Source organism: Nonomuraea sp. NPDC047897, from assembly GCF_043204415.1.
In the GTDB taxonomy this organism is placed as follows: domain Bacteria; phylum Actinomycetota; class Actinomycetes; order Streptosporangiales; family Streptosporangiaceae; genus Nonomuraea.
This window is the reverse complement of the sequence record NZ_JBIDCC010000024.1, coordinates 18,449-42,276: the sequence shown is the minus strand read 5'-3', so window position 1 is coordinate 42,276 and position 23,828 is coordinate 18,449. Positions and strand designations below refer to the sequence as shown.

Here is a 23,828-nt window from a genome sequence, read left to right as displayed (position 1 = left end):
GCGGGCTCCTTCTCACAGTCCCAGCTCTCTCAGCTTGTCGCGGTTGGCGGCCTGGTCGGCGATGTTCCGCTCGACGGAGCGGCGGCCGGGCAGGGTGTCCTGCTCGATGACGACCCACCCCCGGTAGCCGGTGTCGCGCAGCGCGGCGACCACGCCCGGCAGGTCCAGCTCGCCCTCGCCGAGCGGCGCGAACCCGCCGCGGCCCATGAGCTCGCGCAGGTCGGCGCCGTCGGCGAGCGCCCGGCCGAGGATCTCGGTGTCGCCGTCCTTGACGTGCACGTGGCCGACCCTGCCCGCCCAGTCGCGCAGGGCGGCGACCGGGTCCCCGCCGGCGAGCAGCAGGTGGCCGGTGTCGAGGCAGAGCGGCACGTCCGTCAGCTCCAGGAGCCGTTCGACGTCCTGCGGCGTCTCGACGTAGGTGCCGAGGTGGTGGTGGAAGGCGGGCTCGAAGCCGCGCTCGCGGCACCGGTCGGCGGTCTCCTGCACGCGGGCGGCGTACCCGGCCCAGTCGCCGGGGGCGAGCCCGGGCGCGGTCCCGCCGGGGCGGGCGAAGCGCTCGGGCGAGCCGGAGCAGCCGAGCGTGGGGCGCGGCGCGAACGGCCCGTCCACGGCGGGCGCCGCGGCGAACACGTCCAGCGTCGCGTCCAGCTCGGGCAGCTTCGCCCGGAAGCCGTCGGCGTCGTGGTACGGCAGGTCGGCCCAGCCGCCGGCGAGCAGCAGCCCGCCCAGCCGGCCGGCCAGGTCGGCGGCGGTGCCCAGGTAGCCGAGCGGGCCGAGGTCGATGCCGTCGTAGCCGGCGTCCGCGATGGCGGTGACCATCTCGGCGCCGGTCAGCGGCGGCGGCGCGTCGCTCAGCTCGAAGACGCCGAAGCTGACCGGAGCGTTGGCCACCTTGATCATGCGCACAGCGCCATCACCTCGTTCTCGTGGGTTTCCAGACGGTGCCGTCCCTCCCCGGCCGGCACCAGCACCCGGTCGCCGCGGATCACCTGGCGGCCTCCGCCGGGACGGACCAGGACCAGCCCGTCGGCGTCCAGGGCGAGCAGTTCGTCGCCGAGCCGGAGGAGCAGTGGCGCGTCCGGGCCCGCGGAGATGGCGGTGCGGCCGGCCGCGACCGCCTCGAAGGCCGCGGCCGGGTCCTCGGCCAGCACCCAGGTGGTGGGCGAGCCGGGCAGGCCGTCGGAACCCTCGCGGTGGAAATCGCTCGCGCCGATCGCGACCAGGTCGTCGCGCCAGGCGTCGGCCCAGGCCAGCGGGGCGCCCCAGCGTCGGTCCCACCAGCCGGAATGCCAGACCTCGGCCACCCGGGGCCGTTCGGCTAGCGGCTGCAGCCAGGCGCAGTCGCCGCCCAGCGGGTGGTTGATCGACATGAGGCCGCCGTGGTCGCGGGCGTGCCGCAGCCAGGAGTCGGCGGGTTCGCGGAAGTCCACCCAGCCGACGTCGCCGAAGACGTTGGCGTGGCCGCGGTCGGTGGTGACCTCCTGGCCGGGCAGCAGCGCGATGCCCCGGTCCGTGGCGGCCAGCTCGGGGTGGTGGCTGACGGTGTTGTGGTCGGTGACGGCCAGGAAGTCCAGGCCACGGCCGCGGGCCAGCGCGGCCAGCTCGCCGACGGTCAGCGTGCCGTCGCTGTGCAGGGTGTGCGCGTGGAAGTCCCCGGCGTACCAGCGCAGGCCGTCGAGGCCGGGCAGGTCGCGGCGCGGCGGCCGGTCGGCGGCGGGCGGCTCCTCGGCTGCGGGCCGCTCGGGGACGGCCGTCTCGGCGCGGATGTCCAGGGTGTAGTCGAGGCCCTGGGGCGGCACCCGGTGCAGCCGCAGCCACACGTGCCAGGTGCCGGGCTCGGTCGGGCCCGGCAGGTAGCCGGGCGTCGCCCAGTCCTCGGTGATCGTGTACGTGTCGCGGGCCCCGCCGGACCAGCCGCGGAATCCCCGGGGTGAGCCGCATCCCAGGTCGAGCACGCCCTGCGCCCGGTCGTAGCCGAGCCGCACGGTCACGGCCGCGGTGCCCGGCGGCACCTCGAAGGCCACCTCGCGCAGCATCCGCTCCAGCCGGTCGTCCAGGCTCCAGTGGCCCCGGATCACCGTCATCCCGCCACCAGCTCGCCGTCGCGGTAGACGAGCGCCCGGTCGCGGCGGGGCACGGCCCAGCCCTGGTCGCCGATGGCGGGCTCGCGGCCCTCGGGCACGATGGCCTGCACCGGCACGTCGTTGACGTCGAGCGTCACCAGGTGGGCGGCCCCCAGGTTCTCCATGATCACCACCTTGCCGCCGAGCGCGTCCTCGGCGGGCTCACTGGCGTAGGCGTTGTACTCGGGCCGCACGCCGTACACGACCTTCTCGCCGTCGGTCAGCAGGCCCTGGGCCGACGTGGGGACGGGCAGCGCGCACCCGGCCACCTCCAGCGTGCCACCGCGCACGACTCCGTCGAGGAGGTTCATGGGGGTGGAGCCGATGAAGGCGGCGACGAACGTGTTGGCGGGCCGCTGGAACACCTCTGCCGGCGTGCCGATCTGCCGGATGTGACCGGCCTCCATGACGGCCATCCGGTCGGCCATGGCCAGCGCCTCCGCCTGGTCGTGGGTGACGAACACGGTGGTCACGCCCAGCTCGCGCTGCAGCTTCTTGAGGAACGTGCGCGCCTCCAGTCGCAGCCGGGCGTCCAGGTTGGACAGCGGCTCGTCGAACAGGAACGCCTGCGCCTGCGTGGCCATCACGCGGGCCAGCGCGACGCGCTGCTGCTGGCCGCCGGACAACTGGCCGGGGCGGCGGTCCATGAGGTGTTCCAGGCCGAGCCGGGCGCCGACCTCGGTGGCCTTGGCCTGCCGGGCGGCCTTGGCGACCTTCTTGATGCGCAGCGGGTAGGCGATGTTGTCGGTGACGTCCATGTGCGGGAACAGCGCGTAGTCCTGGAAGACCATGGCGACGTCCCGGCCGCCCGGCTGCACGCCGGTCACGTCGCGCTCGCCGATGACGACGGAGCCGCCGGTCGCGGTCTCCAGTCCGGCGATCGTGCGCAGCAGCGTGGTCTTGCCGCACCCGGACGGGCCGAGCAGGGCGAAGAACTCGCCGTCGGGGATGACCAGGTCGAGCGCGTCGAGCGCCCGCACCCCGCCCGGGTAGACCTTGGTCAGGCCTCGCAGTTCGATGGCGGCCATTTAGCGCTTGATCCCTCCGTGGAAGCGGAAGCCGTACTTCTTGCTGACGATCAGATACATGACCACCACCGGCACCGAGTAGAGCAGGCCGAACGTGGACAGCAGGCGCAGGTTGGCCTGGCCGCCCTCGGTGTACAGGGTGTACATGATCACCGCGGCGGGCTGCTTCTCGACGTCCCGCAGCAGCAGGAACGGCATGAGGAAGTTGCCCCACACGTTGGCCACGGACCACACCGCGATCGTCGCCAGACCGGGCCGTACCAGGGGGACGACGACGTGGCGGACGATCTGCAGCGGGGTGGCCCCGAAGACGCGCGCCGACTCCTCGTACGACTTGGGGGTGGCGTCCATGAAGTCCTTGAGCATGAAGATCGCCGCGGGGAGCAGACCGCCGGACAGGATGAGGATGAGCCCGAACTGCGAGTCGATGAGCTGCAGGTCCACGGCGAGCTGGAACAGCGGCACCATGGCCGCCGTGCCGGTGATGATGGACGACAGCAGCAGCAGGATGTACAGCAGCACGTCGCGGCCCGGCAGGTGCACCCGGCTGAGCGCGTAGGCGGCCAGCGCCGCCAGCAGGACCACGACCAGGGCCGTGCCGACCGACAGCACCAGCGAGTTGTACAGCGACGGCAGCGCGTACGGGTGCTCCAGGATCGTCTGGAAGTTCTCCCAGGTGAAGTCGGGCACCGACACCTTGTACGTGGGGTCGCTGGTGAGCGGCGCCGACGCCAGCCACAGCAGCGGCAGGGTGAAGAACGCCAGCAGCACCGCGATCAGCGTCGAGAATCCGATCCGGCCGAGCACGAACCGCGTCATCGCTTACTCCTGAGCAGGCGCAGGTAGAACACCGCCACGACCAGGTTGATCAGCAGGATGATCGTGGAGATGGCCGCCCCGTAGCCGAGCGAGCCGTTGCGGACCGCCTCGTTGTAGACGTGCACGGCCAGCACCTCCGACTTGCCGTCGGGTCCGCCCGCGGTGAGCATGAACGGCGAGAAGTCGTTGAACGTCCACAGGCTGATCAGCAGCAGGTTGGTCAGGACGTGCCCCCTGATGTGCGGGAAGACGACGTCCCTGAGCTGCTGCCAGCCGGACGCGCCGGCCAGCCGGGCGCTTTCCAGGTGGGAGGGCGGCACGTTCCCGAGCGCGGCGGCGTACAGCATCATCGAGAAGGCGGTGCCGCGCCAGATGTTGAAGACGATGATGGACAGCATGGGGTGGTCGAGCAGCCACGCGAAGTCGGTCAGCCCGAGCACGGCGTTGAGCGTCCCGTCGGACGGGTCGAGCAGCGCAACCCACAGGAACGCCACGACCGCGCTGGGCAGGATCCAGGCGAGGATGACGATGCCCTCGACGATCCGGCGCAGCGGGCCGCGCCGGTCGCGCAGCATCCAGGCGATGGCGAAGCCGAGCACGGCCTGGCCGATCACCGCCGAGCCGGCGACGAACTCCACGGTCAGCCACGTCGAGTTCCAGAACCTGGGGTTGGCCAGCGCGGTGAGGAAGTTGTCGACGCCGACGATCTGCGGGTCGGCGGCGGCGATGCCGGTCAGCCGGTAGTTGGTGAGCCCGAGGTAGAGCACCCACAGCGCCGGGAAGACCAGGAACACCGCGATGAGCGCCAGCGCGGGCGCGGTGAAGGCGCCCGCGCGCAGTCGGCCCAGCCCCGCCGCGTCCTCGCTGTAGCGGCGGGCCGGCCTCTCCTCGGTGCTGTCAGGAAGCGATGTTGCCTGCGCCACCGACGATTCCTTCGAGCTTCTTCTGGTAGTCGGCCGCCGCCTGGTCGGGCGTCGTGCCACCGACCACGGCGGTGGTGGCCTCCTGCAGCGCGACCGACACCTGCGGGTAGACGGCGACGGGCGGACGGTAGGCCGTGAGCGGCAGCACCTTCTCGGAGATGAACGTCAGCAGCGGGTCGCCGGCGAGCAGCTCCTTGTTGACGTCGGTGCGCGGGGTGACGCGGATGCTGCCGTTCTTGGCCTCCTCCTTCAGCGCCTCGGGGGACAGCGTGAAGGTCAGCAGCTCGAACGCCTCCTTGGGGTGCTTGCTGTGCGGATTGACCGTGCGCAGCGCGCCGCCGGACATGCTGACGAAGTCCTGGCCGCGGATGCCCTTGCCGGGCTCCATCGCGGGGATGAGGGCGTAGCCGACGCTCTGGTCGCGGTCCTCCATCTTGGCGATGCCTTCCTTGGGGTTGACGACCCCGCGCCAGAAGTAGTCGCCCTCCATGAGGATGCCGACCTCGCCCTCGGCGAAGCGCTGGAAGGACTTGTCGCGGCCCTTGGCGTCCTGCTGGAGCCGGGGGTCGCCGAGCCCTCCGCCGTAGATCTTCTGGTAGAGGCCGAGCGCGTCCTTCAGCGGCTGGGCGGCCCCGGTCCACTTGCCGTCCTTCTGCACCTCGCCGCCCGCGCCGGCCAGCAGCGGCAGCACGCCCTGCATGGAGGTGGCCTCGCCCATCGCGGTGCCGGCGTTGATCTGGATCGGCACGGGCACGCCCGCGGCCTTGAGCTTGGCGCCGGCGTCGAGGACCTCCTGCCAGCTCTTGGGCTGCCAGTCGGCGGGCAGCCCGGCCTTGGCGAAGACGGGCTTGTGGTAGTAGAGGACGCGGCCGTCGGTGCCGACCGGCAGGGCGTACTTCTTGCCCTCGTAGGTGGCCATGCCCTGCACGGCCTCGGGGATCTGCTGCCAGCCGTCCCACGAGTCGGCCTCCGGCCCGACCAGCTCCGACAGCGGCTTGATGTAGCCGGCCTGGGCGAACTCACCGGCCCAGATGCCGTCGATGTCGATCACGTCCGCGCCCTTGCCCGACTTGAGGTCGAGGGAGAGCTTGGTCTTGTACTGCTCGTCGTCGACGCCGCTGGGGACGAACTTGACCGTGACGTTCTTGCCCTTGGCCTTCTGGGCCTCCTCGAACTTGGGGATGACCCACTTGGCGATGAACTCCGCGGCCGCGGCGTTCTTGCCGCCCGCGATGGCGTTCTGGGCGATCGTGAGCTCGATCGCGTCCCCGCCGCCACCCGATGACTGGCCGCAGGCGGCCAGGGCCAGCCCGGACGCGGCCAGCACCGCAGTGAACCCCAACGACCGCTTCCGCACTCCCATGCTTACCCTCCGACTGGTCTCTTACGGAGCACACGCCAATATGTCATGACATTCATATGTCGTAAAGGGCTGGCTATATTTCAGGAAAGTGTCGAACCGGTCACCGGCCGGAGCGGCGACCCCTACCCCGCCCGGATCGGGCGATGCTCGGCACCCCGAGCAGACGATAACGGACATGCTAATGTCAGGACATTACGTCGTACTGGGGGACCAGAGCCCTCTGGAGGTGCGTTGTTCGACCTGATCACGATCGGACGCTGCGGCGTCGACGTCTACCCGCTGCAGACCGGCGTGGGCCTGGCCCACGTCGAGACCTTCGGCAAGTTCCTCGGCGGCAGCCCCACCAACGTCGCCGTGGCGGCGGCCCGCCACGGCCTGCGCGCCGCGGTGATCACCGCCACCGGCGCGGACCCCTTCGGCGAGTACGTCAAGCAGGCGATCCGCGGGTTCGGCGTCGACGACTCCTACGTGGCCACGGTCGCCGGCCCCGCCACCCCGGTCACCTTCTGCGAGATCTTCCCGCCCGACCACTTCCCGCTCTACTTCTACCGGGGCGAGCATCCACCCGACCTCCAGGTCACCCCGGAGTCGCTGGACCTCGCCGCGATCCGCGACGCCCGGGTGTTCTGGTTCACCGCCACCGGCCTCAGCCAGGAGCCCAGCCGCTCCGCCCACGCCGCCGCGCTGGCCGCGCGCACCTCCGGCTGGACCGTCTTCGACCTGGACTACCGGCCCATGCTGTGGGAGTCCGCCGAAGCCGGGCGCGACCGGGTGCGCGAGCTGCTCCCGCACGCCGACGTCGCCGTCGGCAACCTCGACGAGGTGGAGAACGCCGTGGGCGTCCGCGACCCGGAAGCCGCCGCACAGGCGCTGCTCGACGCCGGGATGCGGGTGGCGATCGTGAAGATGGGGCCCGACGGCGTCCTGGCGCGCAGCGCCGACGAGCGGGTGGTGGCCGAGCCGGTCAAGGTCGAGGTGGTCAACGGCATCGGCGCGGGCGACGCGTTCGGCGGCGCCGTCTGCCTCGGGCTGGTGCGGGGCTGGTCGCTGGAGCGCACGATCCGCTTCGCCAACGCGGCGGGCGCGTTCGTCGCCGCCCGCCTGGCCTGCGCCGACGCGATGCCGACGACGGACGAGGTGCAGGCCCTGCTATGAGCGAGACGACCCTGCCCCCCGCCCCCTCCGCGGGCCCCCCCGGGCACCCCCCCGCCGCCACCTCCTACGAGCACCTCACCCGCATCCGCGCCACCAACCCCGGCGGCATCGCCGAGGCGGCCGCCCGGCGACAGCGGCGCGACCTGCCCGGCGCCGGCGACCGGCTGCTCGTCATCGCCGCCGACCACCCGGCGCGAGGCGCGCTGGCCGTACGCGACCGGCCGCTGGCCATGGCCAGCCGCGCCGACCTGCTCGACCGGCTGCGCGTGGCGCTGGACCGGCCCGGCGTCGACGGCATCCTCGCCACGCCCGACGTGCTGGAGGACCTGCTGCTGCTCGGAGCGCTGGAGGGCAAGCTCGCCTTCGGCTCGATGAACCGGGGCGGACTGCAGGGCGCGGTGTTCGAGGCGGACGACCGGTTCACCGGCTACGACGCCGCCGCGATCGACGCGATGCGGCTCGACGGCGGCAAGATGCTCTGCCGCATCGACCCGGCCGACCCGGCGACGGCCCAGACGCTGGAGTCGTGCGCGCACGCCGTCACCGACCTGGCCCGCAGGCGGCTCGTCGCCATGGTCGAGCCGTTCTGGTCGCGCCGCTCCGGCGCCGGGACGCTGCGCAACGACCTGTCGCCCGACGCCGTCATCAAGTCCATCAGCGTCGCCCAGGCGCTCGGCGTCACCTCCGCCTACACCTGGCTGAAGATCCCCGCGGTCGCCGAGATGGAGCGGGTCATGGCGGCCACCACACTGCCCGCGCTGCTCCTGGGCGGCGACCCGCCCGACATCGACACCGCCTACGCCGACTGGGGGCGGGCGCTGCGGCTGCCGGGCGTACGCGGCCTCGTGGTCGGCCGGGCGTTGCTCTACCCTCCGGACGACGACGTCGCAACGGCCGTAGACGGCGCGGCCGCCCTGGTTCGAGAGGTTCACTGATGACGTACCTTCCCTACGGCAAGGCCGCCAACGGCCCCTGGTCGGTGGAGATCACCCCCGAGGTCGCCGGCTGGACGTACTCCGGCCTGCGGGTGGTGGAGCTGGACGACGCGCCGGTGTCGTTCGGCACGGGCGGCGAGGAGATGGTGATCCTGCCGCTGGCGGGCTCCTGCACCGTGCGTTGCGCACCTGACGGTTCGCCTGACGAGACGGTCGAGTGGGAGCTGCGGGGCAGGGAGTCGGTGTTCCACGGCCCCTCCGACTTCGCATACGTCCCGATCGCCTCCCAGGTGACGCTGGAGGGCCGGGGCCGCGTCGCGCTGCCGTCCGCCCGGGCCGCCCGCCCGCTCCCACCCCGCCACGTGCCCGCCTCCGAGGTGCCCGTGGAGATCCGGGGCGCCGGGCAGGCGACCCGCCAGGTGAACAACTTCTGCGCCCCCGGCGTCTTCGACTGCGACAAGCTCGTGGCCGTCGAGGTCCTCACCCCCGGCGGCAACTGGTCCTCCTACCCCCCGCACAAGCACGACACCCCCGGCGAGGGCGAGGCGGTGCTGGAGGAGGTCTACTACTTCGAGGTCGCCGGCGAGGGCATGGGCTACCAGCGGGTCTACTCCTCCGGGCGGGGCCGCATCGACACCCTCGCCGAGGTGACCACCGGCGACGTGGTGCTCGTCCCCTACGGCTACCACGGCCCGTCCATGGCCACCCCCGGCTACGACATGTACTACCTGAACGTCCTGGCCGGCCCCGCCGAGGAGCGGACCATGGCCTTCTGCGACGACCCCCGCCACGCCTGGATCCGCTCCTCCTGGGAGGACCAGGCCCCCGACCCCAGGCTGCCGTTCGGGAGGACACGATGACGGACACGACGACCCGGCTGACCGTCGCCCAGGCCCTGGTGCGCTTCCTGGCCGCGCAGTGGACCGAACGCGACGGCGTCGAGCACCGCTTCTTCGGCGGCTGCCTCGGCATCTTCGGCCACGGCAACGTGGCCGGGCTCGGCCAGGCGCTGGCCACCTCGCCCTCCGCCGAGGACCTGCCCTACCGGCTGGCCCGCAACGAGCAGGCGATGGTGCACACCGCCGCCGCCTACGCCCGCGCCGCCAACCGCCTGGCCACGCTGGCCTGCACCACCTCGATCGGGCCCGGCGCGACCAACATGGTGACCGGCGCTGCGGGCGCGACGATCAACCGGCTGCCGGTGCTGCTGCTGCCCGGCGACGTCTTCTCCACCCGCGTGGCCAACCCGGTGCTGCAGGAGCTGGAGGACCAGCGCTCCTACGACGTGTCGGTGAACGACTGCTTCCGGCCGGTCTCCCGCTACTGGGACCGGATCAACCGCCCCGAGCAGCTCCCCCCGGCCCTGCTCGCCGCCATGCGGGTACTCACCGACCCGGCCGAGACGGGCGCGGTGACGCTGGCGCTGCCGCAGGACGTGCAGGCCGAGGCGTGGGACTGGCCGGAGGAGCTGTTCGCCCGGCGCGTCTGGCACATCCCCCGGCCGCGCCCCGAACGGGCCGCCGTCGCCCGCGCCGCCGACCTGCTGAGGTCGGCCCGGCGGCCGCTGGTCGTCGCCGGCGGCGGGGTGCTCTACAGCGAGGCCACCGACGCCCTGCGCGCCTTCGCCGAGACGCACGGCGTCCCCGTCGCCGAGACGCAGGCGGGCAAGGGGGCGCTGCCGCACGGCCACCCGCTGGCCGTGGGCGCGGTCGGCGCGACCGGCACGACCGCCGCCAACGCGCTCTCCCGCGAGGCCGACGTCGTCATCGGCGTCGGCACCCGCTACAGCGACTTCACCACCGCCTCCGGTTCGCTGTTCGCGGCGGACGCCCGCTTCGTCAACCTCAACGTCACCGGCTTCGACGCGGCCAAACTGTCCGGCACGCAGCTCGTCGCCGACGCCCGCGAGGGACTGGCCGACCTGTCGCAGGCGTGTACGGGCTGGGCCGCCCCCGACGCCCACCGGGCCAGGACCGCCGAGCTGAACCGTGCCTGGGACGCCGCCGTGGACGCCGCGTACGCCCTCGACGCCGATGACGGCGCGCCGCTGCCGCAGCCCGCCGTCATCGGCGCGGTCAACGCCGCCGCCGGAGACGACGGCGTGGTCGTGTGCGCGGCCGGGTCCATGCCCGGCGACCTGCACAAGCTCTGGCGCCCCAGCGGCCCGGGCAGCTACCACGTCGAGTACGGCTACTCGTGCATGGGCTACGAGATCGCCGGCGGGCTCGGCGTCAAGCTGGCGGCGCCCGAACGCGAGGTGTTCGTCATGGTCGGCGACGGGTCCTACCTGATGATGGCCCAGGAGCTCGTCACGGCCGTCGCCGAGGGAATCAAGCTGGTCGTGGTCCTGGTCGACAACGCGGGGTTCGCCTCGATCGGCAACCTGTCCGAAAGCGTCGGCGCCGACCGGCTGGGCACCTCCTACGCCTACCGCGGCACCGGCCGCTACGACGGCGGCCCGCTCCCCGTGGACCTCGCGGCCAACGCCGCCAGCCTCGGCGCCTCGGTGCTGCGGGCCGACTCGATGGACGGCCTGCGCAAGGCCCTCGACGCGGCCCGCGCGGCCACCGGGACCACGGTGATCCACGTCCGGACCGACCCGGCGGTCTCCGCGCCGTCGTCGCAGGCGTGGTGGGACGTGCCGGTGGCCGAGCTGTCGACGACCGACGCGGGCCGCGCGTCCCGGCAGGCGTACGAGGCGGGCAAGAAGGAACAGCGCCCGCGCCTCACCCCGCCCGGCTGACCCCGCCGTCCCACCGCCCGGGCGGCGTGACGGCGGGCCGGGCGCGTCCCCACCCGGGCCGGGCGCGTCGGCACGGTACGGCGGGCCGGGTGTACCGCGCGGTACGGCGGGAAGGCTCGTCACCAGGCACGACGTCGGGAGGGCCGGATGAGGGCGTGGCGGGCGCTCGGGTGGATCGCGATCATCGCGGTCGGGCTGTTCCTGTTCCACGTGTTGCACACCGTGGTCATCTCGGTGATCGTCGGCGTGTTCATCACCGCGCTGCTGCTGCCGCCCGCCCGGTGGCTGGCACGGCGCGGGCTCAACCGGGCGCTGGCCACCGCCGCCGTCTTCATGGGTGGGCTGCTCGTGGGCGGGGCGTTCATCGCGCTGCTCGTGCCGCCCACCATCGCGAGCGTCTCCGAGCTGTCCGCCAGCCTCGGCAAGGCCGTCACCGACCTCAACAGCCTCGCCGCCCGGTTCGGCATCGACGGCGCGACCGTGGCCGGCCAGATCGGCGACTACCTGTCGAGGCAGGGACAGACGGTCGCCACCGGGGCACTCACCGGCGTCCGGACCGCGGGTGAGATCCTCGTCGGGGCCGTGCTGGCCGTCATCCTGGCGGTGTACTTCGTGCACGGCGGCGACCGGCTGTTCCGATGGCTGGTCGACCTGGCCCCGACCCGGGCGCGGCGGTCCCTGTTCGACAGCGGCGAGCTGATCTTCGGGGTCGTCGGCCGCTACATCCGCGGGGTGGCGCTGGTAGGGCTGGTCGACGGGTTCTTCATCGGGCTGGCACTGTGGATCATGGGTGTGCCGCTGGCGCTGCCGCTGGCCGTGCTGACGTTCGTCGGGGCGTTCCTGCCGGTCGTCGGGGCGTTCATCGCGGGACTGCTGGCCGCGGCGGTGGCGTTCGTGGCCAAGGGCTGGCTGGTGGCGCTGATCGTGGTGGCGGTGACGGTGGCCGTGCAGCAGCTCGAAGGGCACGTGCTGGCCCCCCAGATCTACGGCCGGGCGCTCGACCTGCCCGGCGCGGTGATCATCGTGGCCATCGCTGTCGGCAGCCTGGTCGCCGGGGTCACCGGCGCCTTCCTCGCGGCGCCCGTCACGTCGGTGATCGTCGCACTGCTGCGCCGTGAGGTCACGGCGTCACCCGAATCTCCAGCTCCAGCTCATGCCGGATCGGGATCCCGTCCGCCGGCCAAGGAATCCCCGGCCTGAGCTCCCGCGCCCGGTTCGATCGGCCGCACAGTGATCGCCATAAGCCATGATGAACCCATGCGATGGGTGACATTCGACTGTTTCGGCACGCTCGTCGACTGGCGGCACGGCATCGCCACCGCCGTCGACCTCATCCTGCCCGGACACGCCGAGCGGCTGCTCGACGCCTACGTCCGCCACGAGGCGGCCGTCCAGGCCGAGTCGCCGACGCTGCGCTACCGGGAGGTGCTCGCCGAGTCGTTGCGCCGCGCCTGCGCCGAGTCCGGGACGGCGCTGCGGCCGGACGACGCGTCCGTGCTGGCCGCCACGCTGCCCTACTGGCCGGTCTTCCCCGAGGTGGACGACGAGCTGGCGGCGCTGCGGGCCGCAGGGTGGCGCCTCGCGCTGCTCACCAACTGCGACAACGACCTGATCGCCGAAACACGACGGCGGCTGCGGGCCCCGTTCGACGCGGTGGTGACCGCCGAGGACGCCGGCGCCTACAAGCCGGCCGACGCCCACTTCACCATGTTCCGGGAGACGTTCGAGCCGGAGCGGTGGGTGCACGTCGCGCAGAGCTACGTGCACGACATGGTGCCCGCCCACCGGCTGGGCATCCCCAGCGTGTGGATCAACCGGCAGGGCGAACGGCCCGCCGACCCGGCGACCGTGCGGGCCCAACTGCCGGACCTGCGCGGCCTCCTGGACGTCATCACCACCTGACCCGCCGGGTGCCGTCAGCCGCGCTGCCCCAGGACGTCGGCGATGCCCGCCAGGAAGGCGTCCACGTCGGCGATGAGATAGCCCGACCGCAGCAGCACGGTCGAGAACTTCGCCTCCCGCACCTCCTTGGCCGACACCGGATACTCGGTCGTGCCGCGCAGCGTGGCCACGATCCGGTCGAGGAAGGCGTCCACCTCGTCCTCGTTGTAGCCGGTGCCCATCCGGCCGGGCCGGAACGCCACCCGTTCGACCCGGGCCGCCTGCGTCTCGAACCACTCCTCGCGCAGCATGTCGCCGGTCGGCTCGGCCATCGCCAGCCGCACCGGCGCGGTGGCCTTCGTCTCCAGCGCCACCACGAACGCCTCCAGCGCGAAGTCCACCGCCGTCTCGTGGTAGCCGCCCCGTCTGGCCGAGAACGTGGCATTGCGCACCTCGTCGGCCGTTACCGGCTCCAGATCACGCGTTCCCCGGCCCAGCGTCGCCTCGATCCGCCCGATGAGGGCGTCGACCTCGGCCGGGTCGTAGCCTGAACGCATACCCATGACGCGCGGAAAGCGGTTCAAGCCCACTCCTTCTGGGTTGTGCCGGGGGTTCGGTCCTATTGTGGGGCTCTTTATCTCGACAATGCGAGTCGTGCTCTACGGTTACCGCACATGCGGCTGTCACAGGTCTCGTTCCGCTATCGAAGGCGGGCGCGGGACATCCTCCACGGCGTCGACGCCAGGCTCGACCCCGGCGACCTGATCGAGCTGGCCGGAGCGAACGGGGCGGGCAAGTCCACCCTGCTGCGCCTGCTGGCCGGGCTCACCCCGCCCACCTCGGGAACGGTGACGGACCGGCCGGCCGTCGTGGGCTTCGCCCCCGACCGCTTCCCCACCGGGCAGCCGTTCACCGTGGCCGGCTACCTGCGGCACATGTCCCGCGTGCGCGGCGGCGTCCGCTGGGAGCCGTGGGCGGAGCGCCTCGACATGACGCATCTGCTCGGCGTACGGCTGCGGGAGCTTTCCAAGGGCAGCGCCCACAAGGTGGGCCTGGCGCAGGCGCTCATGGCCGACCCCGGCCTGCTCATCCTCGACGAACCGTTCGCCGGGCTGGACCCGGACACCCGCGACGTGCTGCCGGCGGTCGTGACCGAGGTCGCCGCCCGGGGCGGCATCGTCGTGGCCAGCGACCACCAGGGCGGCCTGCGCGGCCTCGCCCCGCTGCGTCACTGGGCGCTCCGCGACGGCCGTCTCGCCGAGCACGCCGCGCCCGGACGCCTGCGCGAGGAGCAGGTGCGCGAGGAGCAGGTGACCGTCGAGGTGCGGGTTCCGGCCGGCGAACTGGCGGCGTTCCTCGACCGGGTCCGCGACGAGGGGTACCCGGCCCGGCCCGTGACCCCGGAGGAGGTCGGATGACCGCCCTGGTCGTCTTCCGGGTCACCGCCTACGTACGCTCGCACCGCGCCTACCAGGCCCTGCTGCCCGTGCTGGCCGTCCTCGCGATCGTGCACGGCAGCCGCGCGCCCGCGGAGTCCGGGGCGACCGCGCTGGCGGACTCGGCCGTGCTCATCCTGCCGTTCCTGGCCTGGGCCGCGCGGAGCGTCCTCGACACCGAGCCCGACCAGCAGCGCGTCGTCTCCGCCACCGCTGCCGGCAGCGGACCGCGTGAGGTCGCCGCCGGGCTGCTGGCCGCGCTGACGGCGTGCCTGGCGTTCGCGGCGCTGGCGTTCGGGTGGGGCGTGGCGCTGGGGCTGTCGGCCGTGCCCTCGCCGCCGGTCACCCTGGCCGCCGCCGCGCTGCACGGCCTCGCCGCCCTGACCGGCGTCGCCCTCGGCGCCCTCACCAGCCGCGCGATCGTGCCGTCTCCGGCGCTGTCGATCATGGGACTGCTCGCCGGGTATCTGGCGATGTTGCTGGTCAGCGCCTCACCGGCGTACTGGCTGACGGTGCCCGTGACCGCCTGGATGAAGGCCGCCACGGCGGGCGAGCTGACCGCCCGGCTGCCCGTGCTGGCCGCCGTCTCGGTGGCGTGGTGCCTCGCCGGGCTGGCCGCGTACGCCCGTCTGCGCCGGACCCGGCCGTGACCCGCGGCCGGTCACCTGGGCCCTGTGAGGGCGGGTCACTCTGCGGGGGACTACTCGGAGCGGGTCCGCTCGGGCCGGGTCACTCGGCGGCGGCGAGTTGGCCGCAGGCGCCGTCGATCTCGCGCCCGCGCGTGTCACGGACCGTCACCGGCACGCCGTGGAACTGCAGCCGCCGGACGAACGCCCGCTCGTCCTCCGGGCGGGAGGCCGTCCACTTCGACCCCGGCGTCGGGTTGAGCGGGATCAGGTTGACGTGCACCAGCTTGTTCTTGACCAGCTTGCCGAGCAGATCGGCCCGCCACTCCTGGTCGTTGACGTCCTTGATGAGCGCGTACTCGATGGACACCCGCCGCTTGGTCCGCGCCGCGTACGCCCAGGCCGCGTCGAGCACCTCCGACACCTTCCAGCGCGTGTTGATCGGCACCAGCGTGTCGCGCAGCTCGTCGTCCGGCGCGTGCAGGGAAAGGGCCAGCGTCACCGGCAGACCCTCGTCGGCGAGTTTGCCGATCGCAGGCACCAGGCCGACCGTGGAGACCGTGACGCCGCGCGCCGAGATGCCGAGCCCGTGCGGGGCCGGCTCCACCAAGCGGCGGACCGCGCCGATGACCTGCTTGTAGTTGGCCAGCGGCTCGCCCATGCCCATGAACACCACGTTGCTCACGCGGGCCGCCCCGCCGGGCACCTCACCGGCCGCCAGCGCGCGGGCGCCCGAGACGACCTGCTCGACGATCTCGGCCGTGGACATGTTGCGCGTCAGCCCCGCCTGGCCGGTGGCACAGAACGGGCAGTTCATGCCGCAGCCGGCCTGCGACGACACGCACATCGTCACCCGGTCGGGATAGCGCATCAGCACCGACTCGACCAGCGCCCCGTCGAACAGCCGCCACAGCGTCTTGCGGGTGGTGCCGCCGTCGGTCGTGAGCTCCTTCACCGGGGTCAGCAGCGGCGGCAGCAGCGACGCCAGCCGATCGCGCGAGGCGGCGGGCAGGTCGGTCATCTCCTGCACGTCGGTGGTGAGCCGCTCGAAGTAGTGGCGCGACAACTGGTCGGCACGGAACGCCTTCTCGCCCAGCTCGGCGACCGCCACGCGGCGGTCCGCCATCGACAGGTCGGCCAGGTGCCTGGCGGGCTTGGCCCTGCGCGGCGCGACGAAAGTGAGCTGGCCTGGCTGCTGGGACACGGGACTGCCTTCTGCTAGAGGGTTACCGACCAGGGTAGTGAACGCTCGACCCGCCCCGCACCATTCCGCCACCCCACCCTGATGCGCGCACACCCCAGCCGGCGCCCCGCCTGGACCGTCCCCACCACGAGGACCGTTCTCACCACCGGGACCAGCCCGCAGGGCCTTCACCGCAGGGACCGGACCGTCCTCACCACGGGAACCGTTCTCACCACAGGGACCGGACCGTCCTCGCCGCACGGACGCCCCGTCGCCCCCACCACGTCCGCACGGACCGCCGTCGCCCGTACATAGCGGACCGCCCTCCCCGTACGGGTCGCCTGAGATGATCGGCCGTTCTACAGTCAATGCGTATGGCGATTTTCCGGTCGGCGTCTGGCGAGGGGCAGACCGAGGTCGTCCTCACCGTCGGCAGCCCGTACGGGAGCCGGACACTCGTGGTCGAGCGAGACGAGGACGCCTCGGTGGCCTACCTGTGCTCGCCCGACGGCACCGTGCACGGCGCGGTGTGGCTCGCCAACCACCGGCCCGCCCCGGAGGCGGTCGATCCGGCCAGGGTCTCCTCGGGTCTGCCGCCCGTGATGCCGGCCCCCAACACGACGCACCCGGCCGGCCGCCGCCCCCTCGGGGAGCTGAGCGCCCTGTGGTTCGAGGAAGGCGACGGGATGGCCCTCTACGAGGACGACGACCTGCTCGCGGTGATTCCCGGCTGGGCCGACATGGGCAGGGGCATGCCCGGTTACGCCCGTGACGCCGTGGGCGAGACACCGTTGGCCTGGGCGCTCTCGGAGGCGCTCGAAGGGCTGGCGCCGCGCATCTCCAACGCACGGTCCTACTGGCTGTGGCGTCAGTCGCAGGGCTCGTGGCCGTCGTTCCAGCAGTTCGTGATGAGCCATCTCGACCGGGTGCTCGGCCCGGCGGGCCGCTACTGGGACGTCAGCGGTGAGCGGCTGCCCACCGTGGGCGTCACCGAGCGGCCGCCGTACGCGGGCCGCGCGTTCACGGTGCTGTCCACCGTCGGCATGAGCTGTCAGCGCATGCCGACGGTCGAGCAGTGGATCGACAAGCCCGACGCCTACGCCCGCATCGAGCTGGCCGTGGCCACCCGCGACGACCCGCGTGAGGCGGCGCTGCTGCTGGTGTGGCTGTCGCAGTATCCGTGGCACCAGGTCACCTGGCTGGGCCACGGGCACACGGCCAAGTGGTATCACGAGCCGTCGACGTTCCCGCTCGGGCCCGAGTACGCCGGGGTGCTGATGCTGGCCGAGCAGCCGGGCATGCCGCGCATGTCGGGGTTCACGTTCGGCGGCGAGGGCGTCCGCTGGCTGTGGCTCGTGCCCGTGACCGCCCGCCAACTGGACGAGCACCGCCACTAGAGGATCGATGGGAGGGCATGGCCGCGGCGGGGCCCGCCGTCAGAAGAACGCCGCGGCGGGCCCGCCGTCAGAAGAACAGGGACAGCAGCAGCCAGACCGGCACCAGCGTCGTGACCAGCGAGTCGAGCCGGTCCATCAGCCCGCCATGGCCCGGCAGGATCGTACCGAGGTCCTTGATGCCGAGATCCCGCTTGATCATCGACTCGATCAGGTCGCCCGCGGTCGCCAGCATCGCGCCCAGCGCGCCGATCAGCGCCCCCTGCCAGATCGCCCCGTCGAAGAGCCAGACGACCAGCCACGCACCCACCGCCATGCAGGCGGCGACGGACCCGGCGAAACCCTCCCAGGTCTTCTTCGGGCTGATGACGCTCATCTGGTGCCGCCCGAACAGCACACCCGCGATGTAGCCGCCGATGTCACTCGCCACGGTGACCGCGATGAACACGACCACCCTGCTCGGCCCGTCCGGGGGCGCCAGCAGCAGCGCGACGAAGCCCGCCAGCAGCGGCGGGTACGCCAGCAGGAAGACCGACGCCGTCGCGTCGCGGACATAACCGTCGGTGCCGTCGCTGAACATCCGCCAGATCAGCATCACGAACGCGAACACCACGAACGTGCCCAGCAGCCAGACCGGCCCGCCCCAGTAGGCCCCGGCCTGCATGGCGGCCAGCGCCACCAGCACCGGCACGACCGGCACCCGGATGCCGCGTGTGGCGAACGCCCGAACCAGCTCCACCGTGCCGACCCCGACGGCCGCCACGACCACGATCAGGAAAAGTTCCTTGATCGTGTAGAGGGAGGCGATGACCAGCGAGCCCAGCCCCACACCCACCGCTATCGCGGCGGGCAGGTTCCTCCCGGTACGGCTGCCGCCGCTCGGGCTGCTGCCGGCCGTACGTTCTTCCACTGAGACTCTCCATGTGCCACGGCCCCCGCCGCGGGGGCGAGGGCCGTGCGGCGCGCCGCTCAGACCTCGAGCAGCTCGGCTTCCTTGTGCTTGAGCAACTCGTCGATCTTGGCGACGTGCTTCTGCGTGATGTCGTCGAGTTCCTTCTCGGCCCGCCGGACCTCGTCCTCGCCGGCGTCGCCATCCTTGATCATCTTGTCGAGGATCTCCTTGGCCGTACGACGGATGTTGCGCACCGACACCTTGGCGTGCTCACCCTTGTTCCGGGCGACCTTGATGTACTCCTTGCGGCGCTCCTCCGACAGCTCGGGGAACGTCACCCGGATCACCGCGCCGTCGTTGCCCGGGTTGACGCCCAGGTCGGAGTCGCGGATCGCCTTCTCGATCGCGGCCATCGAGCTCTTGTCGTAGGGCTGGATGATGACCATGCGGGCCTCGGGCACGTGGAACGAGGCCAGCTGCTGGATCGGTGTCGGCGAACCGTAGTAGTCGGCACTGATCTTGTTGAACATGGAGGGGGCGACACGACCCGTGCGGATGCTCGCGAAGTCCTCCTTCGCGACCGACACGGCCTTGTCCATCTTTTCCTCGGCTTCGAGGAGAGTTTCGTCGATCACAGCGGCTCCCTGTCTACTAGCTGGCGGATCGGGCTCGCTCCGTCATTTCCCTGCGGGACTCACCAGCGTGCCGATTTTCTCACCGCGTACCGCGCGCAGGATGTTGCCCTCGCCCATGAGGTCGAAGACCACGATCGGCAGGTCGTTGTCCTTGCACAGGCTGATCGCGGTGGCATCCATGACCTGCAGGTCGCGGATCAGCACCTCTCCGTAGTCGAGGTGGTCGAACCGCACCGCGTCGGGATTCTTCCTCGGGTCGGAGTCGTAGACACCGTCCACCTGGGTGCCCTTGAGCAGCGCCTCGGCGCCGATCTCCAGCGCCCGCTGTGACGCGGCGGTGTCAGTGGAGAAGAACGGTGAGCCGAGCCCCGCTCCGAAGATCACCACGCGGCCCTTCTCCAGGTGCCTGATCGCCCGGCGCGGCAGGAACGGCTCGGCCACCTGCTGCATGGTGATGGCGGTCTGGACCCTCGTCTCGACGCCGCGCCGCTCCAGGAAGTCCTGCAGCGCGAGGCAGTTGATGACGGTGCCCAGCATGCCCATGTAGTCGGCGCGGGCCCGGTCGATGCCCTGCTCCGACAGGGCGGCGCCGCGAAACATGTTGCCCCCGCCGACCACCACCGCGACCTGCACACCCTCGCGTACGGCCTCGGCGATGGAGTCGGCGAGATGGTCGACCACCAGCGGGTCGATACCCAGCGGGTCACCACCCGCGAACGCCTCGCCTGACAGCTTCAGCATCACCCGCTTCCACCTGAGCGGGCTCTGGGACGGACCCGGATGCGAAGGAGCCGCCGGCGTGGCTGGCTCCTGATTCTCCTGCACGGCGGCGGCCTCCTTCTTAGGCGGTTCGTGGGGCTGGGGGTTCGCTCAAGCCTAAGCCTGACCGACCTTGAAGCGAACGAACCCGAGCACCTCGACGCCGTTCTCCTCGGCGTACTTGCCCACGTTCTTCTTGTTGTCCTTCACGAACGCCTGCTGGAGCAGGGTGAAGTCCTTGTACCAGCCGTTGACGCGACCCTCGACGATCTTGCCGATGGCGGCCTCGGGCTTGCCCTCCTCGCGCGTCATCTCCTCGAAGAGCTTGCGCTCCTTCTCGATGACCTCGCCCGGCACGGCGGCGGCGTTGAGGTACTGCGGAGCCATCGCGGCGGCGTGCTGCGCGATGTCCTTGGCCACGTCGGCGTTGGGCTTGTCGAGCTGCACGAGCACGCCGACGGCCGGGGGCAGCGCCGGGTCGGTGCGGTGCATGTAGGCGCCGATGTAGCCGCCCTCCAGCACCGCGAAGCGGCGGATCTCGATCTTCTCGCCGAGCGCGGCGTTGGCGACGTCGAGGTGCTCCTTGACGGTCTTGCCGTCGAAGGAGGACTCCAGCAGGGACGCCACGTCGGCCGGCTTGGTGGCCAGTACGTGCTCGACGACCTGACCGGCCAGCTCCTGGAAGCGCTCGCCCTTGGCCACGAAGTCGGTCTCGCAGTTGAGCTCGAGCAGCGCCGCGGCGGCGTCGCCGTCCCGCTTGAGCGCGACCAGGCCGTTGGAGGCGGTGCGCGTCTCACGCTTGCCTACGTCCTTGGCGCCCTTGAGGCGCAGCAGCTCGATGGCGCGGTCGAAGTCGCCGTCAGCCTCCTCGAGCGCCTTCTTGCAGTCCATCATGCCGGCAGCGGTGATCTCGCGAAGCCGCTTGACGTCGGCCATGTTCACGGAAGCCATTGCTTTTCCTCGTGGGATTTCGTCGTGGATCGGATGGGTGCCGGGGTCCGGCGCCCACCCTTTGTCGTACGACCCGGCGGTGCCGTACGGGAGCTCGGCTTGCTCGGTCGCTAACCCGAGCCGGTGGCCGCCCACCCGAGCCGTCCGGCCCTGGCGGGTGACCGTGTTGTGCGGTCTGTCGAAGTGCGGTCCATCCTGCGATCCGTGCAGCTTCCGAATACGGTACGGGCGAGTACGCCCTGCCCGCATACAGCCTGCCCGCATACGGCCCGGCCGAGTACGGCCTGCCGAAGTACGGTCTCCCGGTACCCCGGTCGGCCGGCGCCCGGCCAAGGATCAGGCCGACCGTCCAAGCCTTCCGCTCCGAACCGGCGCTCAGGCCTTCGGTCCCGAGCCAGTCGCCGAGGCGCCACCCGAACCCGAGGCCCGGCCGGCGGCAGAGCCCAGACCTTCGGTCGAGCACCCGCCCGACCTTCAGCACCAGCCTGAAGCCCGAGACCTCAGCATCCGGCCTGCGACCCGGGCCTCACCGCCACGAATCTGCAACGGATCCTTGCCCCAGAACATCGGGGCCTCACCCGGCCGTTCGCCCGGCCTTGTTCACGAGGCTCCCGGCCTGACGCTTTGCGGCGAAAGGCCAGGAACCTCCGATCATGAGCCGGACCGAGTGGCCACGTGTGCCTCCTGACCGGCCGATCCGGCGCGGTCGAGCGGAAGCCTGGCACCGGCCCCGGACGGAGCCCGCACCTGACGGGTCAGGCCTGCTGCTCGGCCTCGGCGGCCGGAGCGGTCTCGGTCTCGGGCTCGGTCGCGGTCTCGGTCTCAGTCTCGGCGGCAGCCTCGGGAGCGGCGGCCTCGGGAGCAGCCTCCGCACCAGCGGCCTCGGCGACGGCAGCCTCGGGGGCAGCGGCCTCGGCCTCACCCGTGGCACCCGTGCCCTGCTCGATCAGCTCGCGCTCCCACTCGGCCAGCGGCTCGGCGGCGGCGGGCTTCTCGTCACCGCGAGCGGCGCCCGAGCGAGCCATCAGGCCGGCGGCGACGCCGTCGGCGACGACCCGGGTCAGCAGGCCGACGGCGCGAATGGCGTCGTCGTTGCCCGGAATCGGGTAGTCGACCTCGTCGGGGTCGCAGTTGGTGTCGAGGATCGCGACGACAGGGATGCCAAGCTTCTTGGCCTCGCTGATCGCGATGTGCTCCTTCTTCGTGTCGACGACCCACACGGCGCTGGGCACGCGGCCCATGTCGCGGATGCCGCCGAGCGTGCGCTCCAGCTTGTCCTTCTCACGCCGGCGCATGAGGAGCTCCTTCTTGGTGAGCCCCGAGCCCGCGACGTTGTCGAAGTCGAGCTCCTCCAGCTCCTTCAGGCGCTGGAGCCTCTTGTGCACGGTGGAGAAGTTGGTGAGCATGCCGCCCAGCCAGCGCTGGTTGACGTACGGCATGCCGACCCGGGCGGCCTGCTCGGAGATGGCCTCCTGCGCCTGCTTCTTCGTGCCGATGAACAGGATCGTGCCGCCGTGGGCGACGGTCTCCTTGACGAAGTCGTAGGCGCGGTCGATGTAGGACAGCGACTTCTGCAGGTCGATGATGTAGATGCCGTTGCGCTCGGTGAAGATGAAGCGCTTCATCTTCGGGTTCCAGCGGCGGGTCTGGTGACCGAAGTGAACGCCGCTCTCGAGCAGCTGTCGCATGGTGACGACGGGGGCCATGTGCTGGTCCTCCAGGTCTGGGCGCCGTAGCGGGCAGGCGCCATTCTCGGTTGTGTCGCGACAACCCGTCGGGTGCCGCCCTGATGCCCCGAACCGCTCCAGCCGAGCCGAAACCCGGACCGATGGCGCGATCCGCAATGGGGCATGCGAAGTCGGCCTGTGGTGACAGGCCATCGGAAAGTCTACCTCCCGCACCGCCCCCGTCTGACCGCCTGAGGTCGACACTCCCCTGTCTCAACCCCGTGCGACCGCCTCCCAACCTGCAGAGACGATCGCCAGACGACGCTCCGGAGCCGCCCCGCACAGCGGCAAGCCAGCACCACGCCGGCAATCCACACACCCAGCGCACCAACCTGCAACCAGACCCATGGAGCACGCCCGCAGAACAGTCGCTTCAGAGCCCGTCCCACCCCCAAAGCCCGAAGCCCCGTCCGCCCCCCCACATCCTCCACAACCCCGGGCCCCGTCCGCCCCCCACAGACGCAGCCCGGTCGGCCCCCCACGTCCATCCATAGCCCGGGTCCGTCCCCAGCATCCATCTACAATCCGCCTCAGGCGTCACCCTTGCCTCATCGCAACGGAGGGTAGATCCAGCCGAGGCGGGGGATCACCTGGCGTCGTGGTCCTCGGTCGGCAGGCCTGGCACCGGTCTGGACGCATGCGGGAACAGGTTGACCTGCGCCTCGGCGACCCTGGCGCCGGCCGGAGCATCCTCCGTACTCCGGTGCTGGGCGGCGTACGGCCGGAGCAGCTTTTCGATCTCCGCATTCAGCCACGCCAGCTCATCCGCGTCGACCCGGAGCAACGTACGACTGAACCGGGTGGCATCACGCCACTCCGACGGCTCCTGCTCCAGGTCGGCCAGCGCCCGCTCCCCCTCCTCGTTCGCCGCCCTCCGAACCGCCCTGATGAGCAGCCCCTTGGCCTCACGCACCTCGGGTTGGTCATCGGGCATCATGCCTACGCTGACCGGCGTGTCCACGGCGCGCCACAGACGCTCCCGCCCGTCGCCACGCGGCTCCGCGTCCTCCACGAATCCATATTTGGCGAGCATGCGCAAGTGGTAGCTGGCGGCGCTCGGCGTGATGCCCGCCACCTCGGCGACCTCGGTAGCCGTCGCCGACTCCCCTGTGCCCAGCCGGTTCAATATGGCAAGCCTCGCCGGATGCGCCAGCGCCCGCATCGCCTTGGGATCGCTCAAGCTCTCCCTTCCCTGCGTCATGCGCCCCAAGGTACCCCGAGCACGATGCGAAGCATTGCTTTCACAACTATGAAG

At 71.8% G+C, this 23,828-nt stretch carries 23 protein-coding genes; 9 read left to right on the top strand and 14 right to left on the bottom strand.

Annotated elements, in window-relative coordinates; genetic code table 11:
• Window positions 1-12: 12 nt before the first annotated feature.
• Genes ACGF0J_RS36015 through ACGF0J_RS35990 form a run of 6 tightly spaced genes read right to left on the bottom strand, consistent with a single transcriptional unit; the run spans window position 13 to window position 6,256 of the window.
• Window positions 13-900 (bottom strand): TIM barrel protein, encoded by an 888-nt coding sequence (locus ACGF0J_RS36015; RefSeq protein WP_393153474.1) that lies wholly within the window; start codon window positions 898-900, stop codon window positions 13-15.
• Entirely contained in the window at window positions 897-2,084 is a 1,188-nt protein-coding gene (locus tag ACGF0J_RS36010) for a CehA/McbA family metallohydrolase (RefSeq protein ID WP_393153412.1), read from the bottom strand. Before ACGF0J_RS36010 ends, ACGF0J_RS36015 begins: the two co-directional genes overlap by 4 nt.
• The gene (locus ACGF0J_RS36005; protein ID WP_393153410.1) at window positions 2,081-3,151 is read right to left on the bottom strand and encodes an ABC transporter ATP-binding protein; all 1,071 of its coding nucleotides are present in this window, start codon (window positions 3,149-3,151) and stop codon (window positions 2,081-2,083) included. Before ACGF0J_RS36005 ends, ACGF0J_RS36010 begins: the two co-directional genes overlap by 4 nt.
• Window positions 3,152-3,970: a carbohydrate ABC transporter permease gene (locus ACGF0J_RS36000; RefSeq protein WP_393153408.1), complete on the bottom strand. Its 819-nt coding sequence runs from the start codon at window positions 3,968-3,970 to the stop codon at window positions 3,152-3,154.
• On the bottom strand, window positions 3,967-4,893 hold the full coding sequence (locus ACGF0J_RS35995; RefSeq protein ID WP_393153406.1) for a carbohydrate ABC transporter permease: 927 nt from the start codon (window positions 4,891-4,893) through the stop codon (window positions 3,967-3,969). Before ACGF0J_RS35995 ends, ACGF0J_RS36000 begins: the two co-directional genes overlap by 4 nt.
• Complete coding sequence (locus tag ACGF0J_RS35990; RefSeq protein WP_393153404.1) at window positions 4,868-6,256, bottom strand: extracellular solute-binding protein; 1,389 nt, start codon at window positions 6,254-6,256, stop codon at window positions 4,868-4,870. Before ACGF0J_RS35990 ends, ACGF0J_RS35995 begins: the two co-directional genes overlap by 26 nt.
• 231 nt (window positions 6,257-6,487) lie before the next feature.
• On the opposite strand from ACGF0J_RS35990, the gene iolC reads away from it, so the two are divergent.
• From iolC to ACGF0J_RS35960, 6 genes are all read left to right on the top strand, one after another.
• On the top strand, window positions 6,488-7,411 hold the full coding sequence (gene iolC, locus ACGF0J_RS35985) for a 5-dehydro-2-deoxygluconokinase (RefSeq protein WP_393153402.1): 924 nt from the start codon (window positions 6,488-6,490) through the stop codon (window positions 7,409-7,411).
• Window positions 7,408-8,346 (top strand): deoxyribose-phosphate aldolase, encoded by a 939-nt coding sequence (locus tag ACGF0J_RS35980; RefSeq protein WP_393153400.1) that lies wholly within the window; start codon window positions 7,408-7,410, stop codon window positions 8,344-8,346. Before iolC ends, ACGF0J_RS35980 begins: the two co-directional genes overlap by 4 nt.
• A complete protein-coding gene (gene iolB / locus ACGF0J_RS35975) occupies window positions 8,346-9,206 on the top strand; it encodes a 5-deoxy-glucuronate isomerase (RefSeq protein ID WP_393153398.1) in 861 nt (286 codons plus the stop codon). The genes ACGF0J_RS35980 and iolB overlap by 1 nt, the downstream gene beginning before the upstream one ends.
• Window positions 9,203-11,089 carry a 3D-(3,5/4)-trihydroxycyclohexane-1,2-dione acylhydrolase (decyclizing) gene (gene iolD / locus ACGF0J_RS35970; RefSeq protein WP_393153396.1) on the top strand — a complete coding sequence of 629 codons (1,887 nt, stop codon included), beginning with the start codon at window positions 9,203-9,205 and terminating at the stop codon, window positions 11,087-11,089. Before iolB ends, iolD begins: the two co-directional genes overlap by 4 nt.
• A 147-nt stretch (window positions 11,090-11,236) precedes the next feature.
• Window positions 11,237-12,289 carry an AI-2E family transporter gene (locus ACGF0J_RS35965; RefSeq protein ID WP_393153394.1) on the top strand — a complete coding sequence of 351 codons (1,053 nt, stop codon included), beginning with the start codon at window positions 11,237-11,239 and terminating at the stop codon, window positions 12,287-12,289.
• A gap of 57 nt (window positions 12,290-12,346) precedes the next feature.
• Entirely contained in the window at window positions 12,347-12,991 is a 645-nt protein-coding gene (locus tag ACGF0J_RS35960) for an HAD family hydrolase (RefSeq protein ID WP_393153392.1), read from the top strand.
• 14 nt (window positions 12,992-13,005) lie between these two features.
• Here ACGF0J_RS35960 and ACGF0J_RS35955 read toward each other — a convergent pair whose 3' ends face one another.
• Entirely contained in the window at window positions 13,006-13,554 is a 549-nt protein-coding gene (locus tag ACGF0J_RS35955; RefSeq protein WP_393153390.1) for a DivIVA domain-containing protein, read from the bottom strand.
• Between the two features lie 90 nt (window positions 13,555-13,644).
• Here ACGF0J_RS35955 and ACGF0J_RS35950 point away from each other — a divergent pair, with 90 nt between their 5' ends.
• Together ACGF0J_RS35950 and ACGF0J_RS35945 are read left to right on the top strand one after the other, a co-directional pair.
• On the top strand, window positions 13,645-14,388 hold the full coding sequence (locus ACGF0J_RS35950) for an ATP-binding cassette domain-containing protein (protein ID WP_393153388.1): 744 nt from the start codon (window positions 13,645-13,647) through the stop codon (window positions 14,386-14,388).
• Complete coding sequence (locus ACGF0J_RS35945; protein ID WP_393153386.1) at window positions 14,385-15,056, top strand: hypothetical protein; 672 nt, start codon at window positions 14,385-14,387, stop codon at window positions 15,054-15,056. The genes ACGF0J_RS35950 and ACGF0J_RS35945 overlap by 4 nt, the downstream gene beginning before the upstream one ends.
• A gap of 79 nt (window positions 15,057-15,135) precedes the next feature.
• Here the strand turns inward: ACGF0J_RS35945 and rlmN are convergent, their stop codons facing one another.
• On the bottom strand, window positions 15,136-16,236 hold the full coding sequence (gene rlmN, locus ACGF0J_RS35940; RefSeq protein WP_393153384.1) for a 23S rRNA (adenine(2503)-C(2))-methyltransferase RlmN: 1,101 nt from the start codon (window positions 16,234-16,236) through the stop codon (window positions 15,136-15,138).
• Between the two features lie 353 nt (window positions 16,237-16,589).
• Between rlmN and ACGF0J_RS35935 the strand changes: the two genes are divergently transcribed.
• The gene (locus tag ACGF0J_RS35935) at window positions 16,590-17,612 is read left to right on the top strand and encodes a suppressor of fused domain protein (RefSeq protein ID WP_393153382.1); all 1,023 of its coding nucleotides are present in this window, start codon (window positions 16,590-16,592) and stop codon (window positions 17,610-17,612) included.
• A 67-nt stretch (window positions 17,613-17,679) separates the two neighbouring features.
• Here ACGF0J_RS35935 and ACGF0J_RS35930 read toward each other — a convergent pair whose 3' ends face one another.
• The 6 genes from ACGF0J_RS35930 to ACGF0J_RS35905 form a co-directional block, all read right to left on the bottom strand.
• The gene (locus tag ACGF0J_RS35930; RefSeq protein WP_393153380.1) at window positions 17,680-18,519 is read right to left on the bottom strand and encodes a phosphatidate cytidylyltransferase; all 840 of its coding nucleotides are present in this window, start codon (window positions 18,517-18,519) and stop codon (window positions 17,680-17,682) included.
• Window positions 18,520-18,578: 59 nt separating this feature from the next.
• Complete coding sequence (frr, locus tag ACGF0J_RS35925) at window positions 18,579-19,136, bottom strand: ribosome recycling factor (RefSeq protein ID WP_393153378.1); 558 nt, start codon at window positions 19,134-19,136, stop codon at window positions 18,579-18,581.
• 42 nt (window positions 19,137-19,178) lie between these two features.
• Complete coding sequence (gene pyrH, locus ACGF0J_RS35920; protein WP_217709034.1) at window positions 19,179-19,877, bottom strand: UMP kinase; 699 nt, start codon at window positions 19,875-19,877, stop codon at window positions 19,179-19,181.
• Window positions 19,878-20,012: 135 nt separating this feature from the next.
• Window positions 20,013-20,846 (bottom strand): translation elongation factor Ts, encoded by an 834-nt coding sequence (gene tsf / locus ACGF0J_RS35915; protein ID WP_393153376.1) that lies wholly within the window; start codon window positions 20,844-20,846, stop codon window positions 20,013-20,015.
• 755 nt (window positions 20,847-21,601) lie between these two features.
• Window positions 21,602-22,552, bottom strand: a complete 951-nt coding sequence (rpsB, locus tag ACGF0J_RS35910) for a 30S ribosomal protein S2 (protein ID WP_393153374.1) — start codon at window positions 22,550-22,552, stop codon at window positions 21,602-21,604.
• Window positions 22,553-23,159: 607 nt separating this feature from the next.
• On the bottom strand, window positions 23,160-23,753 hold the full coding sequence (locus ACGF0J_RS35905; RefSeq protein ID WP_393153372.1) for an ArsR/SmtB family transcription factor: 594 nt from the start codon (window positions 23,751-23,753) through the stop codon (window positions 23,160-23,162).
• Between the last annotated feature and the right edge of the window lie 75 nt (window positions 23,754-23,828).